The following is a 16325-nucleotide window of genomic DNA, read 5'->3' as shown; positions in this document are numbered from 1 at the left end:
TTTTCTTTTGCTTATTGATCTCCGTTTTTCGTCAAATCCTGTGTCTTCTCGAACGCCTCGTAAAGACGATCCAGATTGCTGGCGATATAGGCTCCAAAGGCTGACGCCTTCTCCGCCTTCAGCGCGATGGTGAACTGCTTCCCGTCATCCTTGATCTTCGCCTTGACCGCGCCGTCCTTGCGCTGCCAAGCGCGAGCTGCAGGCTGAAGCGCCGCTATGGATGATATCGGCTGTTGCCTTCTGCTGATGAAGGCAACCAGCATATCGAAGCGGGCATCCGGCTCCGCCGTCTCGAATTCTGCCGACGTGCTGAACTCTATCGCCCGAGCAGAGATGTTATCGGTCTCGAATTTTACCGACAGATCGTGCCAGCGGTCACGGCCGATGGTCTTTGCCGCACCGATTGCGGTCAAGACTTCGGCTGGGATCCGTTTGGTGACAGACAGCATCTTAGAAACCGTCGTTTTTTCGGCGCTGAGCGCCGACATGATTGTATCCCTATCGAAACCCAACGTGTCGAGCTTGTCGGCGAACATCGTCCTCTCGATGAACGAAAGATCGGCGCGCGCCGAATTCTCCTGGCCCTGCGCGATGACATGATCGCGATCGTCAAGCTTTTTGACGACGGCGCGGACAGGTCTACCCAGCTCTTTGGCGGCCCGGGCGCGACGGTGGCCGAAGGCGATCTGATACCGGCCGTCCTTTTCCGGATGCGGGCGAACGAGGATCGGTGAATCCTGACCCCGCTGGCGGATAGCCTCGACCAATTCGCGAAACTGTTCGTCGGTATGCGCCAGCCGGTCCATGACGAACGAATCTTCGATCAGGGCAGGGTCGAGATCAATCACCGTCTCGCCGGTCGCCAGCTTCTCCTCGATGGCTTTGGCCGCATCCGCCTTGGCAGCTAGCGCATCGATGCTGCGCGTCACCGCACCAAGAGCGCCGATCCCCTTATAGGCGATATGCTGTTTCTCGTCCCTGTGGGGCGGCTCATCTTCATTGTTTACCGCAGTAAACTTCTTGGAATCGTCCATCAGGCCCGAGAGTAAGTTTTTACGCGCCATCAGCCAGCTCCCCGCCCCGGTTTACCGCAGTAAACTTCTCGGTCATTTCCGCCCCCAGGCCTTGTGAACGAGATCGACGATCTCATTATTGACGGCATCCATCGCCTCCATGGCGCGGTCGTAGGTCGCGCGGGTAAACTGGCTCCGCTCCACCTCATAAAGCGTCTGGTTGGTCATCGCCGCATCGGAGATCGCGACACTGCGCAACATCGGATTGGTCAACACATGGTTCTTGAACATCGAACGCATGAAGGCGACCATCTGCGTCTGCGGCCCGTCCTGCGGGTCATAGCGGGTAACAAGATAACGCAGCCAATCGAGATTCATGTTGCCCCCAGCGCCCTTCAGCGTGTTCAGCACCTCGCCGAGCATCTGCAGAAACTGGCACATCGACATGACGTCGAGCATCTGAGGATGGACGGTGATCAGAACCGCTGTTGCGCCGCAAATCGCGCTCATCGTCAAAAAGCCGAGCTGCGGAGGGCAGTCGATGATGACGACATCGTAATCGTCGGCGACCGAGGACAGCGCCTCGTCAAGCCGTGCAAAGAAGACGCGTCCATAGTCGCCGGCCTTGCCCTGTGCAAGCACCCGCGGCGTATCATGCTCGAATTCCATCAATTCGAGATTGCCCGGCACCAGATGAAGGTTCGGAAAATTCGTCGGCCGGATGATCTCCCTCAGCGGTCGCCGCTGATCGTCATAGCGAATGGCGGCGTAGAGCGTCTCGTTTTCGTTAACATCGAACTCAGGCTGAAAACCATGAATGGCGGAGAGAGACGCCTGCGGATCGAGGTCGACGGCAAGCACCCGATGACCAGTCAGGGCAAGATGCTGGGCAAGATGCGCGGCACTCGTCGTCTTTCCACTGCCGCCCTTGAAGTTGACGACCGCTACGACCTGCAGATGTTCGTTGCCTCGACGATGACTTAGGTAATGGGTTCCGGCACGCGTATTGTGTTCGAGGAAGCTGCGCATCTCTTCCATCTGCGCCGCCGTATAAGAGCGACGGCCGGACGGCGTGACCTGGGGAAGAGGGCCCTTGCCCTCCAGCGACAGATTGCGAAGGTAGCCGCTGGTGACGCCGAGGAAGCGCGCCGTTTCAGCAAGCTGAAACTCGCGCAACCCCTTCAGCGCGCGCGGCGGAAACATTTCGAGCCGATGCTGCTTTAGCTTGTCGGATAGCTCCTGCGCCTGACCAATAATCAGCTGGTCGACATCGGAAATTGCTTTTTCTATCTGCGGTGCCATATTCATGGAAATCTCGGAAATGCGATTTAAAAGCCCTGCGAGCCTAGAAAGCGCATTTAGTCCCGATTCTAGCAGAGTGGCAAGGCAAATAGGGTTAACAAGACCCTATCGCTGGGTTGTCCAATCTTTTTCAGAGGCTTGGACATGCGGCCGGTGGCGCTACCGGTGCAGCAAATCGCGTCGTTGCAGACCGAATCGCAAGAATAATGGCCACATCGGCATCATAGCCGATCAGAAAAACTGAGAATCGAATTATCGATACGTGCGGCTCCCCGAAGCAAGCCGGCAACGGCGAGGCATGTGGCAGGGGAAGGGCATTTAGTGCCGCGTACCGAGCAGGCCGCCGCCATCCTGGCCGCTTTCGTGGGAAAGGGACACGCCGCTTCTGTCGAGATCCTGCATGAGGGCGCCGAGCGCAAGGTCCAGGCAATAGGCGGAAAATTCGGCATTCAGGTCTCTGGCGTTCTCTCGGGCATAGGCAACGAGCCTGGCGAGCGATACCAGCTCCTTGAGTTCGTCGTCACTTTTCGGCGCCATCATTGCTTCGGTTGCATCATGCATTTGAGAATTCTCCGGCTTGCCTTGCCAGCGCCTGCCGACAAAGCAAAGGCAGCTTAATCCCCTTGAACGAAAGAGGCGCGTGACACGGGCGTGACAGGATTTTTCGGCACCGCTTTCCGGCGTCAGGCCTCAGAAGCCGGCCTTGCGTAGAGCCACGCGATACTGTTCCTTCTGCCATTGCTCTTTGAAAGGAACGACGGAAAGCCATTTGTCGACATCGAAATCCGGATAGATCTCCCGCACTTTGCGCATATAGATACGCGCGTTTTTCATATCGCCGAGCATCGCCCAGCAGGCAGCCGAAAGCCGGTCCGCCGGGGTGCGGTCGTCCATTGCCGAGATTTGCTCCAGCGCCTCGGCATAGTGGCCGAGGGCGAAATTCGCGCCCGCCGCCGTCCATAGATAGTCGGTCGGGGTCAGCGGGTTGAGGGAGATGGCCCGCTCGATCTTGGCCAATGCATCGGCAGGGCGCGACGCGTGGACGAGCGTATCGGCATAACTTGCAATGCCGTCGGCATAGTGCGGGCTCAGCTCTTCCGCGAGCTTCAACGCCACGACGCTTTCGTCAAGATCCCCGAGATAAAGTTTGGCAACGCCGAGCTCACGAAAGCCCGCTGCAAGCGACGGATCAGCGACGATTGCCCGGTTCGCATAGTCCTCCGCAAGTCCGAGCAACTCGCTGTCGCCGCGTGCCGTCAGCAACCATTCGACGAGAAAGGTGCGCGACAATCCGCTGAGCGCAGGGGCGAAATGTGCGCTGTGCTGAAGCGCCTCGCGGAAAGCCTTTCGGGAGCGGCGAACATCGGGGAGGGCGAGCCGCTTGATATCCCGGAGACCGAGAAGGTAGCTGTGATAGGCAGCCGAGTTGCCCTCGAAGGAATCGCGCATGGTTTCATGCCGGCGGACCTGCCCGGCAAGCTCTCGAGCGATCTGCCGGGCGATGTCGCGCCGGTGACTTATCAATTCGTACTTCTCGAGGCTGAAACGTTCGGCCCAGATGACTTCATCGCTGCCGGCATGGATCAGCTGGACAAAGAGCGCACGATTGCCCGCACGATCGGTCAGCCTCGTGTCGAGAACATAAGTAATCGAATGACGCAGGATCAGCTCAGTTCTGTCGGCATTGCGTGCAATCCGAGCGGCCGTGTGGGGCGCCACCACCGAAACCGTGTTCAGCGCGCAAAGGCCGATGGTCACGTCCTCGATCAGCGCTTCGGAGAGCATCGGCAAGGCACCCACATCGGTCTCGCCCGGCGGCAGCAGCACCAGACGGGGCAGGGGACCAGGAACTCGAACGTCGCCGTCGCTGAGCGGCATCGCAACGCTCTGCGCAGGTTGACCACCTGCAAAGATTTTGCGGACCTCTGCCAGCGCCTGGACATCAAGGCCGATATCGAATTTGCTTTCCAGCTGATGTTTGCTGGTCTCGAAAAGGCGGCGCGCTTTCTCCAACTGTCCTTCGGACTCGTAGGCATCGAGAAGGATACGACGAATGTTCTCGTCATCCGGGGCCTCGCGAAAAATCCTAAGCGCCGCCTCCTTGATCAGGCTCACATCCTCTCGCGACCGGGCCGCCGGCAGCGCCGTCTTCAGCGCATCCACCAAGATTGCCATATGCCTGTCGCGCTGGCCGGCGATCCATTGCCGCGTACCGACGCTTTGGTCGGCGAGCCCCGCCAGGAAATCCTGGCGAAGGATAGTAACCAGTCGCCGCAGCTTGCCAAGGGCGTCGTCGCTGTCGTGATTGACGAGTTCGGAGAGATCACCAGCAAATGCGTCCGGCCTGACCCGCACACCGGTCGCCGTGAAGATCAGAAGTTCGGTACCGAGCTGGGTCTGACGCGCCTGGACACGCGATATGGTCTTGCGCAGGTTGGCCATGATGTCAGAATTGTCATGGCTGTCCCACAAGAACCGCGCCAGCGCCGAGCGCGGAAATTCGCTCCCAGCCCCTTCGCGCAGATCACGGTCCAGCAAATAACAAATCGCCAACAGGCCCTTTTCCGGAAAAGCCGCTGGTTTCCCGGCCGGGTCGATCAACCGCAACTCACCAAATGACTCGAGCCGGAGTTTCATGCGAATATGCCTGACTATTCTCCAAGCGGAAGGCTGATATCCGCTGCGGAGGCGCCCAATGTTACACTGCGGCTTTCCGTCTGCGCCATTGCCTTCACCAGTGCAATGACTGATTCACGGATTTTCCGGTCGGCAATCTTCAGAAAAGCACGATTGAGCACCAATCCCTCTTTCGTTCTGAGGAATTCGACGACGGGATCGGTGTTTGCGGGCAGTTCCAACCCTTGCAACGTCAACGGCTCGGAATTTTCCTGTTCAAAGAAGAAGCTCGGCGACGTATGAAGCACCTCGGCTATGCGCTGCAGACGGCTCGCGCCGATGCGGTTGATGCCCTTCTCGTATTTCTGAACCTGCTGGAAGGTCACGCCGATTTGGTCGGCAAGCCGTTCCTGGCTCATTCCGAGCAACTGCCGGCGCATTCTTATGCGCGCTCCGACATAGCCGTCTATCGCATTCGGTGTCTTGACATTCATCGTGTGTTTTCAGCCTCAATCGCATTTTCCATCACCGCAGCTGTAGTATCTCGCGCCCCAGTTTTCCATGGTTGTTTTTACATCGTAGGCTATATACGCCGCGATGGAGATCGATTGTGGTATGAAAGCCCCTCAAGTCAGAGGTGAAGCGACGCAGCCTTAGGCGGCAAAAGGGCAAATCGAACAAAAGCCGTACCGATCCTGATGAAATGGGACTGTGATTACCCCCTGGCTTACGCTAAATGCACTTCATCGACCGTCGCTTGATCATCTCTCCCAGCCCCGATCGCCCGACATCCATCGAACAAAAGCGACGCGGCACGGCAACCAACCGGGCCGTTCAGGAGGAATGTCCATGGCAACCGTTGCCGAGACCGCGCCCCGTTTCCAAAAAACAACGATGTCCATCCTGGTGGCGGTCAGCTTCTGCCATATGCTGAATGACATAATGCAGTCGCTGCTCGCCTCGCTCTACCCGCTGTTCAAGGCGAACTACGATCTCGATTTTGTTCAAATCGGCCTCCTGACGATGACCTTCCAGGTCACCGCTTCACTGCTGCAGCCACTGGTCGGCGTCTTCACCGACCGCTGGCCGATGCCCTATTCCCTGCCAGTCGGCATGGCGAGCACCTTCTGCGGCCTCATCCTGCTTGGCAACGCCGGCAGCTTCGTATTGCTGCTCGTCGCCGCCAGCCTGATCGGCTTCGGTTCGGCGGTCTTCCATCCGGAATCCTCGCGCGTCGCCCGTCTTGCCTCCGGCGGTCGCCACGGTTTTGCGCAGTCGTTCTTCCAGGTCGGTGGTAATGCCGGCCAGGCGCTCGGCCCGCTGCTCGCTGCCTTTATAGTGCTGCCGCTCGGCCAGCACAGCGTCTCCTGGTTCGCCGCCATCGCCATGGTCGGCATGGTCGTGCTGAGCTGGGTCGGCAACTGGTACATGAGCCACAGGCGCCAGAACGCCAGCAAGCCGGCGGCAAGCCGGACCCTGCCGCTGCCGCAGAACAGGGTTGTCTGGGCGCTGCTGATTCTCGTCCTGCTGACGGCAACAAAGAATGTCTACATGGCGAGCGTGTCGAGCTATTTCACCTTTTATGTCATCGACAAGTTTGCGCTGAGCATACAGCAGGCACAGCTGATGCTCTTTCTGTTCCTTGGCTCGGTCGCCGTCGGCACGTTCCTCGGTGGACCGATCGGCGATCGCTTCGGCGCCCGTTTCGTCATCTGGTTCTCAATCCTCGGCGTCATTCCTTTCGCGCTTCTCCTGCCCTATGCGAACCTTTTCTGGACCGGCATCCTCAGCGTCGTCATCGGCCTGATCTTCGCTTCGGCCTTCTCGGCGATCGTGGTCTTCGCCCAGGAACTGGTGCCTGGGCGCGTCGGCCTGATTGCCGGCGTCTTTTTCGGCTTTGCATTCGGGGCAGGGGGGCTTGGCGCAGCATTGCTCGGCAGTTTCGCCGATACTCACGGCATCGACTTCGTCTACCGCGTCTGCTCCTACCTGCCGCTGCTCGGCCTCCTGACGGTCTTCCTGCCGCGCATTCCCAAGCAGAAACCTGCCTGAGGCGATATCGCCCCGGACGGTATCGAGCCCGAAGCATCAGGCGATTTCAGACGCTATGATCACTCACGGGATGAACGTATTTTTCTCTTCCCACAGGGCGGGAGGGATCACCATTCCTTTAATCCACTATTTTTATAGATAATATTCGTCCGATGATACCGCCGGTCTCGGCATGATATTGGAAGGAAACGGCATGTCTGCTTACAAACTGGTTGGCCTTGCGGGTAGCTTCAACCGCCCCTCGAAGACCTTAGCGCTTGTCGAAAACATTGCCGGCCTCGCCGGTGCGACATACGGCTTCGACAACACCCTCTACGACCTCACCGATGTCGGCCCCTCGCTTGGCCAGGCGCTGCGCCGTGACGATCTCGACATTCGCGCAAAGGAAGTCATCGACGACATCGTCAATGCCGATCTGCTGGTCATCGGAGCGCCGACCTACAAGGGCAGCTATCCCGGCCTCTTCAAGCATCTGATCGACCTGATCGACCCGCATGAGTTGCGCGCCAAACCAATCATCATCACCGCGACCGGCGGCGGCGAGCGCCATGCGCTGATGGTCGAGCATCAGTTGCGCCCGCTCTTTGGCTTCTTCATGTCGCATACGCTGCCGACGGCCGTCTACGCGTCCGACCGCGACTTCACCGATTACCGTGTCGCATCCGAACCGCTTTCCAACCGCATCACCGAGGTTGTCGGTGAGCTCGCGGCCTTCTTTCCCAGCCGGGGTCACGCTCTTATCGCTGCCGAATGAAGAGTGTCGGAACTTTAAAACGGCGCCCGCTGAGGCGCCGTTTTCGTTTTTAGGACCCATTCGGAAGCCGTCATGGTTCACAAATTTGATGGAAATTTATCCTGCCGATATCGATGGCAGGGCAAGAGGTTTTCCGACCCTTCCTCCACATCAGACATTCGTGCTTCGCGCCCGATAGGCGCATTTGCCATGATCGGCCAGCTCGGGGCGCTTGGCCTCATTCAGTCAGACGGGATATAAAATGACCAAGAATAAAAATCACGGCCTCCACCTTTCGCGCCGCGCAACTCTTGCCGCCGTTTCCGCCGCCGCGCTCTTTGCCTTTGCAGTGCCCGCTCCCTCCTTTGCCGAGGATAAGTCGATCAAGGTCGGCATCATGGCCGGCGAAGAGGAAGACATCTGGCGCGTGGTCACGAGCGAGGCTGCCAAGAATGGCCTCAAGATCGAGACCATCACCTTCAACGACTATACGCAGCCGAATGAAGCGCTGGAGCGTGGCGAACTTGACGCCAACGCCTTCCAGCATCAGCCCTATCTCGACAACCAGATCAAACAACACGGTTATCATATCGTTCGCGTCGGATATACCGGGGTCTGGCCGATCGGCCTCTACACCAAGAAGTACAAATCCGTCGGCGAGATCCCTGAAGGCGCGGTCATCGGCGTGCCTAACGATCCCTCGAACGAAGGCCGGGCGCTGCGCGTTCTCCAGAGCGAAGGGTTGATTAAACTCAACGACGGCACAGGCATTCTGGCAACGGTCGCCGATGTCAGCGACAACCCGAAGAAGATCGAGATCAAGGAACTCGATGCCGGCATCGTTGGCCGTTCGATCGATGATCTGGACGCCGGGGTCGTCAACACCGACTGGGCGCTGAAGAGCGGTCTTTCGCCGGCCGAGCGCATTGCCCAGGAGCCGATCGCCGATAATCCCTACCGCAACTTCATTGCCGTCAAAGACGAGAATAAGGACGCCGAGTGGGTCAAGACGCTTGTCTCTTCCTATCAGAACGATACCGTCAAGGCCGAGTTCGACAAGGTCTACAAGGGAACGGGTCTCAGCGCCTATTGACCCGAAATTAGGCCGGGGTTAAGGCCTGCCGAGAGGCGGTCCGGGGGTTCTTGCCCGGGCCGCCTTCCGTGTTTGCAAGGAAAAACACATGAATTCCTTTGTTTCCACCACGGTGATCGAGGCACAGCCGCAAGCGGCGGTCGAAGAAGTGGTGAGGCTTAACGACGTCAAGCGGCGGTTCGGAGCCACGGCCGCCCTTGACGGTATTTCACTGACGGTCAGAAAAGGCGAGATCCTCGGTATCATCGGCCGTAGCGGTGCCGGCAAATCGACGCTGATCCGCTGCCTGAACGGCCTGGAGCGCGCCGATAGCGGCGAGATCCTGATCGAAGGCCGCGACATCACCGGACTTGCAGAACAGGAACTGCAGCCGCTGCGCCGCCGCATCGGCATGATCTTCCAGCACTTCAACCTGCTTTCGGCCAAGACCGTCGAGGAAAACGTCGCGTTGCCGCTGAAAATCGAGGGCATTGCAAAGAACGAGCGCTTAAAACGGGCGTACGAGTTGCTCGATTTGGTCGGTCTTGCCGACAAGGCGAAAGCCTATCCCTCATCGCTGTCCGGCGGTCAGAAACAACGCGTCGGTATTGCCCGGGCGCTTGCGGCACGCCCAGCACTGCTGCTGTCCGACGAGGCGACGTCGGCGCTCGATCCGGAAACGACCCGGTCGATCCTGGCGCTGCTGAAGGACATCAACCGTAAGCTTGAACTGACCATTCTGCTGATCACCCATGAGATGGAAGTGGTGCGCGGCATTGCCGATCGCGTGGCGGTCATCGATGCCGGGCGGATCGTCGAGGAAGGGCAGGTATGGTCGGTCTTTGCCAACCCTAACGCTGATATCACCGCAAGCCTGCTCGGCGGCATCCGTCCGCAGCTTCCGGATCACATCGCCAGCCGGCTGTCGGCAACAACAGGCAGCGACGCAATCCTCAGCGTCGATCTCGCCGGACCTGAAGCGCAGGGTGCGCTGTTTGCCGAACTCTCGGCGGCGCTGCCGCATTCCTTCCGGCTCGTGCATGGCGGCATCGATCATATTCAGAACCAGCCGGTGGCGCGGTTCTTCATCGCCATTCCCATGCGCGACCCTGCGCTTGCCGGAAAGGTCGAACAATTCCTGACGGCCCGGTCCGCCCGGGTGGAGGTGCTTGGTTATGACACCGATCATGCTTGAACTGCTTGTTCGCTCCCTATGGGAGACGATCCTGATGACTGTCGCCTCGGGCGTGATATCACTCGCCGCCGGCCTGCCGCTCGGCCTTGCGCTGGTGGCAACGGCACGCGGCGGCATCGCCGAAAACCTCTGGATCAATCGCGTGCTCGGCGGCATCATCAACGGCTTCCGCTCGGTGCCCTTCATCATCCTGCTGGTGGCGCTGATCCCGCTGACGCGGCTGATCGTCGGCACCGCACTCGGCACATGGGCAGCCATCGTGCCGCTCGCCATCGCCGCGACGCCCTATTACGCCCGTATCGCCGAAGTGTCGCTGCGCGAGGTCGACCGTGGGCTGATCGATGCCGTGCGCGCCATGGGCGGCGATCGCTGGACGATCATTCGAGAGGTGCTGGTGCCCGAAGCGCTGCCGGGCATCGTCGCCGGTTTCACCGTCACGCTGGTAACGCTGATCGGCGCCTCGGCGATGGCCGGCGCGATCGGCGCCGGCGGCCTCGGCGATCTCGCCATCCGCTATGGCTATCAACGTTTCGAAACCAATGTGATGATCGCGGTGGTGGTAGTACTCATCGTCCTCGTCTGCGGCATCCAGTGGCTCGGCGACCGGCTGGTCGCCAAGCTGGATCATCGATAGATCAGCGCCGGTATCCGGCAGCGGGATGAGCGGCGGGCAACCTGCCGTTCCCGCCGCCGAAGAGCTTCTGCCGCAATGGCCCTTCGGTATAATCGGCCTTGAAGACGCCGCGCTCCTGCAGCACCGGCACCACCAGATCAACGAAATCGCGCAGGCTCTCCGGCGCCACTGTCCGTGCTAGGTTGAAGCCGTCGATACCGCCTTCCTCGATCCATGTCTCGAGGTGATCGGCGACCTGCTGCGGCGAGCCAACCATCGGCTTCATCCGGCTACCGAGGACCATCTGGTCGATGATGTCACGTGGTGTCACCGACTTTGCCGCCTGTTTGGTGATTGAAGCAAGTGCCGATTGATTGGCGTTCGTCGACCTCTGATCGATGACCTCATCCAATCCATATTTCGACAAGTCGATGCCGATAGAGGCAGAGTAATGCGCAAGCGAGGCCTCGACGCTCGAATGCCGGCGATAATCCTCAAGCTTGTCGTGTGCTTCCTTCTCAGTCCGCCCAACGACGACGCTGATCAGGTTCAGGATCTTCAACGCGTCGGCGCCGCGGCCGAACGCCGCTGCCTTCGCCCGCAGCGCATCAACGGTCGATCTCGCAGCCCTGGGAATCGGACTGGCGATGAAGACACATTCGGCGTGTCGTGCGGCAAAATCCTGCCCGCGGGCCGAAGCGCCGGCCTGGAAGAGCAGGGGCGTGCGCTGCGGAGACGGCTGGCAGAGATGGATGCCCTCCATCCGGTAATATTTGCCGTTGTGACTGACAGCTCGCACTTTGGAGGGATCGGCATAGATGCCGCCCGCCTTGTCGCGCAGAACCGCATCGTCATCCCAGCTGCCCTCCCAGAGCTTGTAGACGATCTCGAGATATTCCTCGGCGGCGTCGTAGCGCGCATCATGTTCCGGGAGCTTGTCGAAACCCATGCTGCGGGCAGCGCTGTCGAGATATCCGGTGACGATATTCCAGCCGATCCGCCCCTTGGTCAGGTGATCGAGCGTCGACATGCGCCGCGCCAGCAAAAAAGGCGGCTCGTAGGTGGTGTTGACCGTTACGCCGAAACCCAGATGTTTGGTGACATAGGCCATCGCTGAAATCGGGATCAACGGGTCATTGACGGGGACCTGCGCCGCCGTCTCGATCACCGGCGCCGGACTGCCCTTGTAGACGTCATAAACGCCGACGATATCGGCGAGGAAGATGCCGTCCAGCTTGCCGCGTTCGGCGGTCCTGGCGAACTCCGTCCAGTAATCGAGATCGGTATAGTCCACCGACCGGTCCCGCGGATGTGTCCACAGGCCATGGTTGATATGCCCGACGCAATTCATGTCGAAGGCATAGATCTGCATTGTCTTCATGAGACGAGTCCTGACGAGGGAATAACAATCAAGGATTTGTATCGCACGGCGATCCTGTGGAATGGTAGGGTGCGGAAGAAAAAGCCGGAGAAAACGCATGACGAAGAAGACGCTGTCGGATTGGACGGAGCTCGCGCAGAAGGAATCGCGCGCCTCGCCAGAAACCCTGACCTGGCAGACGCCGGAGGGTATCGCCGTCAAGCCGCTCTATACGGCCGAGGATCTCGAGGGCGCCGATCACCTTGGCTCGCTTCCCGGCTTTTCGCCCTTCACCCGCGGCCCGCGCGCGACGATGTATGCCGGCCGGCCCTGGACGATCCGCCAATATGCCGGCTTCTCGACGGCAGAGGCATCGAACGCTTTTTACCGGAAGAATCTGGCCGCCGGTCAGAAGGGCCTCTCCGTCGCCTTCGATCTCGCCACCCACCGCGGTTATGACAGCGACCATCCGCGCGTCGAAGGCGATGTCGGCAAGGCGGGCGTCGCGATCGACAGTGTCGAGGACATGAAGATCCTGTTCGACGGCATTCCGCTTGCCGACATGTCCGTCTCGATGACCATGAACGGCGCCGTCATCCCGATCCTCGCCTCCTACATTGTCGCCAGCGAGGAGCAGGGCGTTTCGAAGGCCGATCTGTCGGGCACCATTCAGAACGACATCCTCAAGGAGTTCATGGTCCGCAACACCTATATCTACCCGCCGGAACCGTCGATGCGGATCGTTGCCGACATCATCGAATATACGGCAAGGGAGATGCCGAAATTCAACTCGATCTCGATCTCCGGCTATCACATGCAGGAGGCTGGCGCGACGCTCGTCCAGGAACTCGCCTTCACGCTTGCCGATGGTCGGGAATATGTCAGGGCGGCGATCGCCAAGGGGCTGAGTGTCGACGATTTCGCCGGAAGGCTCTCCTTCTTCTTCGCCATCGGCATGAACTTCTTCATGGAGGCGGCCAAGCTTCGTGCCGCCCGCCTGCTTTGGACCCGGATCATGGAGGAGTTCCAGCCAAAGAAGGCTTCCTCGCTGATGTTGCGCACCCATTGCCAGACCTCCGGCGTCTCGCTGCAGGAACAGGATCCCTATAACAACATCATTCGCACCGCCTTCGAGGCGATGTCGGCCGTGCTCGGCGGCACGCAGTCGTTGCATACCAATTCCTTCGACGAAGCGATCGCGCTGCCGACCGAATTTTCGGCCCGCATCGCCCGCAACACTCAGCTGATCCTGCAGCATGAAACCGGCGTCACTAGGGTGGTCGATCCGCTGGCTGGCTCTTATTACGTCGAGAGCCTGACGAAGGAGCTCGCGGAAAAAGCCTGGGCGCTGATCGAGGAGGTGGAGGCGCTCGGCGGCATGACGAAGGCCGTCAACGAGGGTCTGCCGAAACGGCTGATCGAGGAAGCAGCCGCGCGGCGCCAGGCGGCCGTCGACAAGGGCGAGGAGGTCATCGTCGGCGTCAACCGCTACAGGCTCGACAACGAACAGCCGATCGACATTCTGGAGATCGATAACAGTGCGGTGCGCACAGCCCAAATCAAACGCATCGAGGAAACGAAGCGGCGGCGTGATAGCAACGCCGTGCGCGAGACGCTGGCGAGGCTGATGAACACCGCACGCAGCGGCAACGGCAACCTGCTCGAAGCCGCGATCGAAGCGGCGCGAGCCCGCGCTACGGTCGGTGAGATATCGGATGCCATGCGCGAGGCCTTCGGCGATCATGCCGCCACGCCGGAGGTCATCACCGGCGTCTATGGCGAGGCCTATAGCGACGAGCCGGAACTCGCCGTGCTGAAGGCCCGCATGACGGAGGTGACGGAAGCGATGGGGCACCGGCCGAAGATCATGGTCGCCAAGCTCGGCCAGGACGGGCACGACCGGGGCGCCAAGGTGATCGCTTCAGCCTTCGGCGATATCGGTTTCGACGTGCTCGCCGGCCCGCTGTTCCAAACGCCTGACGAGGCCGTCGAGATGGCGCTCGGCGAAAAGGTCAATGTCGTCGGCGTCTCGTCGTTGGCGGCCGGTCACAGAACGTTGCTGCCGCAGTTGATCGACAGACTGAGAGCGCAGGGCGGTGACGATATCATCGTCGTTTGCGGCGGCGTCATCCCGCGGCAGGATTATGAATTCCTGCACGAACACGGCGTTGCGGCCGTGTTCGGTCCGGGCACCAACGTCCTCGAAGCGGCAAACTCCGTCCTCGACCTGCTGCAGGGCAGGCGGCGGAACCAGTAAGAGGGCGTAGCGTTGTTCTCCCGCTAAACGCTAGACTAATGGAGAACAAAGGGGGAAAGCGTTTATGCGCCCTCATCAGAGAGCCAGATCCGCAATTGGCCGACGGGCTTGAAACCCAGCTTTTTCATTTCGTCTAGCACTTCACCGCGATCATATCCGACAAGGGGCAAATCGGCTGCAAAAGCGATAGTAGCCAATGAAATTGCATCCTGGAAGGCCTGAGGCGTACCAGCCAAACTAAAAATATTGGAGATGCCTACAACCTGCGGCGATCGATTTGCGATGCATCCCGCATCAAAGCCGTCGCCGGCCAATCGACCGTAGATGTGCATGTCGGGATCGGAAAGCAGGGCAGGTGTGAAGACGTTGGCATCGGTCGGGCTACCAGACTCTTTCCAGGAACGTTCCCAGCGATCCAGCGCTGCCGCCTCGCGAACGCGTACCCAACCTTGAGGCGCACTCGATGAGCTTTTATGAGGTTCAACCCAAATCCATGATGCGGAAAACAACAACCGGAACCCGTTGTTGTTGAGATCTAGCTTGGAAAAGCCGTCTTTGATACCAGGTCGCCGTCCTAGCCGATCTGTCAGCCGATCGATTTCAATCAGCTGCTCCTGTGTTGCATCCCTGTCGAGTGTCGTCATGTTGGAATAGTATGGAGGTGCGATTGCATCACTTGACCAAAACGCACTGGTTCGCTGATCAGGCAATCCATGGGCACGGAATATTGCCCGGTACAAGTCGGCATTGTTAGCGGCACAAAACCGCACTTTTTCTTCATCTGAGCGTTTCGGGATACCGCTTTGTAAAGAGCTATCTGTCATAGCAAACCTGTTGATCAGAGCAGCCGATACATTTCGCGACAAGCTGTGCGCTCAATAACTTATAGCAATCCGCGCTTCGCCAGATTGCGCATCAGCGCCGAAATGCCGAAGGTCCAGGGTGGGCATTCGGTGGAGAGACGCACAGTGTTGACGAGGGCGCCGAGCCCTGCCGAGGAGATCTCGACGACATCGCCGATCTTGTGAGTGAAGCCCTGCTTCTGCGCGTCGCGGTCCTGCGTCGGCGCAAACAGTGTGCCGAGGAAAAGCATGAAACCATCCGGATATTGATGATGGGGGCCAAGCGTCTGCTTGACGAGATCGGTCGGGTCGCGGCTGATCTGCGACATCGAACTCTTGCCGTGCAGCACGAAACCGTCCTTGCCTGACACCTTCAGGTCGAGTTCGGCTTTGCGCACATCATCGAGGCCGTAACCGGCATCGAATAGCCGGATGAAAGGACCGATCGAGCAGGAGGCGTTGTTGTCCTTGGCCTTGCCGAGCAGCAGTGCCGAACGCCCCTCGACATCGCGCAGGTTGACGTCGTTGCCGAGCGTCGCCCCCTTGATTTCGCCGCGGCTGTTGACGGCGAGCACGATTTCCGGCTCGGGATTGTTCCAGGTCGAGATCGGATGCAGGCCGACATCAGCGCCCCAACCGACGGAAGACAGCACGGGCGCCTTGGTAAAGACTTCGGCATCGGGACCGATGCCGACCTCGAGATATTGCGACCACATGCCCTCGTCGATCAGGGCCTGCTTGACCTTGGCGGCTTCCTGTGAACCAGCCTTCAGATTGGTGAGGCTGCCGCCGATCAGCGTGCTGACGCGCTCACGGATCGAGGCGGCGCGTTCCGGATTGCCGGCGGCCTTTTCTTCGATGACGCGCTCGATCATCGACTGAGCGAAGGTGACGCCGCAGGCCTTGACTGCCTGCAGGTCAACAGGCGCAAGCAGATAGGGACGCGCTTCATCCGGTGCTCCGGAGCTGTTGGCGGCGATCTCCTCCACGGAGCCGACCGCCTTGCCGCCTGCAGCGCGGACAAAGGCGGCGGCATCCTGTCTCTCGAGCAGGGCGCTCAGCGTCGGCGCTTCGCGCGACGTGATGTCGACCAGCACTCCGTCGCGAAGTGTCACGAAGCTCGGCCCGCCAACCTCGGGATTCCAGATGCGGCCGACAAAAAGACCGGCCGAAGCGGCAGCATCGAAAAGGGGATGAGACATGGCAACTTCCATCACAGGCGAGCGGGGAGCGCTCTTTAAAATTTTTCGGAGTCGTTGCCGCTCTCCAG

14 protein-coding genes are annotated in these 16325 nt (G+C 59.8%); 6 read left to right on the top strand and 8 right to left on the bottom strand.

Features of this window, described 5'->3' with window-relative positions; translation table 11 throughout:
* Window positions 1–11: 11 nt before the first annotated feature.
* From repB to HJB84_RS14270, 5 genes are all read right to left on the bottom strand, one after another.
* Complete coding sequence (repB, locus tag HJB84_RS14290) at window positions 12–1064, bottom strand: plasmid partitioning protein RepB (RefSeq protein WP_221116222.1); 1053 nt, start codon at window positions 1062–1064, stop codon at window positions 12–14.
* A gap of 42 nt (window positions 1065–1106) precedes the next feature.
* Window positions 1107–2321: a plasmid partitioning protein RepA gene (repA, locus tag HJB84_RS14285; protein WP_207585845.1), complete on the bottom strand. Its 1215-nt coding sequence runs from the start codon at window positions 2319–2321 to the stop codon at window positions 1107–1109.
* Window positions 2322–2633: 312 nt separating this feature from the next.
* On the bottom strand, window positions 2634–2876 hold the full coding sequence (locus HJB84_RS14280; protein ID WP_207585846.1) for a hypothetical protein: 243 nt from the start codon (window positions 2874–2876) through the stop codon (window positions 2634–2636).
* Window positions 2877–3005: 129 nt separating this feature from the next.
* Window positions 3006–4952 carry an SARP family transcriptional regulator gene (locus HJB84_RS14275; protein WP_207585847.1) on the bottom strand — a complete coding sequence of 649 codons (1947 nt, stop codon included), beginning with the start codon at window positions 4950–4952 and terminating at the stop codon, window positions 3006–3008.
* Between the two features lie 14 nt (window positions 4953–4966).
* Window positions 4967–5425 carry a helix-turn-helix domain-containing protein gene (locus HJB84_RS14270; protein ID WP_207585848.1) on the bottom strand — a complete coding sequence of 153 codons (459 nt, stop codon included), beginning with the start codon at window positions 5423–5425 and terminating at the stop codon, window positions 4967–4969.
* 355 nt (window positions 5426–5780) lie between these two features.
* Here HJB84_RS14270 and HJB84_RS14265 point away from each other — a divergent pair, with 355 nt between their 5' ends.
* From HJB84_RS14265 to HJB84_RS14245, 5 genes are all read left to right on the top strand, one after another.
* Entirely contained in the window at window positions 5781–6983 is a 1203-nt protein-coding gene (locus HJB84_RS14265; RefSeq protein WP_221116221.1) for an MFS transporter, read from the top strand.
* A gap of 193 nt (window positions 6984–7176) precedes the next feature.
* Window positions 7177–7737, top strand: a complete 561-nt coding sequence (msuE, locus tag HJB84_RS14260; RefSeq protein WP_207585850.1) for an FMN reductase — start codon at window positions 7177–7179, stop codon at window positions 7735–7737.
* A 241-nt stretch (window positions 7738–7978) separates the two neighbouring features.
* Complete coding sequence (locus HJB84_RS14255; protein ID WP_207585851.1) at window positions 7979–8809, top strand: MetQ/NlpA family lipoprotein; 831 nt, start codon at window positions 7979–7981, stop codon at window positions 8807–8809.
* 88 nt (window positions 8810–8897) lie between these two features.
* Window positions 8898–9983 (top strand): methionine ABC transporter ATP-binding protein, encoded by a 1086-nt coding sequence (locus tag HJB84_RS14250; RefSeq protein ID WP_207585852.1) that lies wholly within the window; start codon window positions 8898–8900, stop codon window positions 9981–9983.
* Window positions 9964–10617 carry a methionine ABC transporter permease gene (locus HJB84_RS14245; protein WP_207585853.1) on the top strand — a complete coding sequence of 218 codons (654 nt, stop codon included), beginning with the start codon at window positions 9964–9966 and terminating at the stop codon, window positions 10615–10617. The genes HJB84_RS14250 and HJB84_RS14245 overlap by 20 nt, the downstream gene beginning before the upstream one ends.
* Before the next feature lies 1 nt (window position 10618).
* Here the strand turns inward: HJB84_RS14245 and HJB84_RS14240 are convergent, their stop codons facing one another.
* Window positions 10619–11977 carry an LLM class flavin-dependent oxidoreductase gene (locus HJB84_RS14240; protein ID WP_221116220.1) on the bottom strand — a complete coding sequence of 453 codons (1359 nt, stop codon included), beginning with the start codon at window positions 11975–11977 and terminating at the stop codon, window positions 10619–10621.
* A 97-nt stretch (window positions 11978–12074) separates the two neighbouring features.
* Here HJB84_RS14240 and scpA point away from each other — a divergent pair, with 97 nt between their 5' ends.
* Entirely contained in the window at window positions 12075–14213 is a 2139-nt protein-coding gene (scpA, locus tag HJB84_RS14235) for a methylmalonyl-CoA mutase (protein WP_207585855.1), read from the top strand.
* Window positions 14214–14275: 62 nt separating this feature from the next.
* On the opposite strand, the gene HJB84_RS14230 is transcribed toward scpA, so the two are convergent.
* Window positions 14276–15037, bottom strand: coding sequence for a hypothetical protein (locus HJB84_RS14230; RefSeq protein ID WP_207585856.1), 762 nt, complete (start codon window positions 15035–15037; stop codon window positions 14276–14278).
* Window positions 15038–15096: 59 nt separating this feature from the next.
* Entirely contained in the window at window positions 15097–16257 is a 1161-nt protein-coding gene (locus HJB84_RS14225; RefSeq protein WP_221116219.1) for a fumarylacetoacetate hydrolase family protein, read from the bottom strand.
* Window positions 16258–16325 lie beyond the last annotated feature (68 nt).

It is taken from the genome of Rhizobium sp. NZLR1b (assembly GCF_019685155.1).
Taxonomy (GTDB): domain Bacteria; phylum Pseudomonadota; class Alphaproteobacteria; order Rhizobiales; family Rhizobiaceae; genus Rhizobium.
This window is presented reverse-complemented; position numbering and strand designations above follow the sequence as displayed.

Coding starts and splice junctions, on each gene's coding strand:
- HJB84_RS14255 (WP_207585851.1), top strand. CDS start 7,979: ATGACCAAGAATAAAAATCACGGCCTCCACCTTTCGCGCCGCGCAACT.
- scpA (WP_207585855.1), top strand. CDS start 12,075: ATGACGAAGAAGACGCTGTCGGATTGGACGGAGCTCGCGCAGAAGGAA.
- HJB84_RS14270 (WP_207585848.1), bottom strand. CDS start 5,425: ATGAATGTCAAGACACCGAATGCGATAGACGGCTATGTCGGAGCGCGC.
- HJB84_RS14245 (WP_207585853.1), top strand. CDS start 9,964: ATGACACCGATCATGCTTGAACTGCTTGTTCGCTCCCTATGGGAGACG.
- msuE (WP_207585850.1), top strand. CDS start 7,177: ATGTCTGCTTACAAACTGGTTGGCCTTGCGGGTAGCTTCAACCGCCCC.
- repA (WP_207585845.1), bottom strand. CDS start 2,321: ATGAATATGGCACCGCAGATAGAAAAAGCAATTTCCGATGTCGACCAG.
- repB (WP_221116222.1), bottom strand. CDS start 1,064: ATGGCGCGTAAAAACTTACTCTCGGGCCTGATGGACGATTCCAAGAAG.
- HJB84_RS14230 (WP_207585856.1), bottom strand. CDS start 15,037: ATGACAGATAGCTCTTTACAAAGCGGTATCCCGAAACGCTCAGATGAA.
- HJB84_RS14225 (WP_221116219.1), bottom strand. CDS start 16,257: ATGTCTCATCCCCTTTTCGATGCTGCCGCTTCGGCCGGTCTTTTTGTC.
- HJB84_RS14265 (WP_221116221.1), top strand. CDS start 5,781: ATGGCAACCGTTGCCGAGACCGCGCCCCGTTTCCAAAAAACAACGATG.
- HJB84_RS14275 (WP_207585847.1), bottom strand. CDS start 4,952: ATGAAACTCCGGCTCGAGTCATTTGGTGAGTTGCGGTTGATCGACCCG.
- HJB84_RS14240 (WP_221116220.1), bottom strand. CDS start 11,977: ATGAAGACAATGCAGATCTATGCCTTCGACATGAATTGCGTCGGGCAT.
- HJB84_RS14280 (WP_207585846.1), bottom strand. CDS start 2,876: ATGCATGATGCAACCGAAGCAATGATGGCGCCGAAAAGTGACGACGAA.
- HJB84_RS14250 (WP_207585852.1), top strand. CDS start 8,898: ATGAATTCCTTTGTTTCCACCACGGTGATCGAGGCACAGCCGCAAGCG.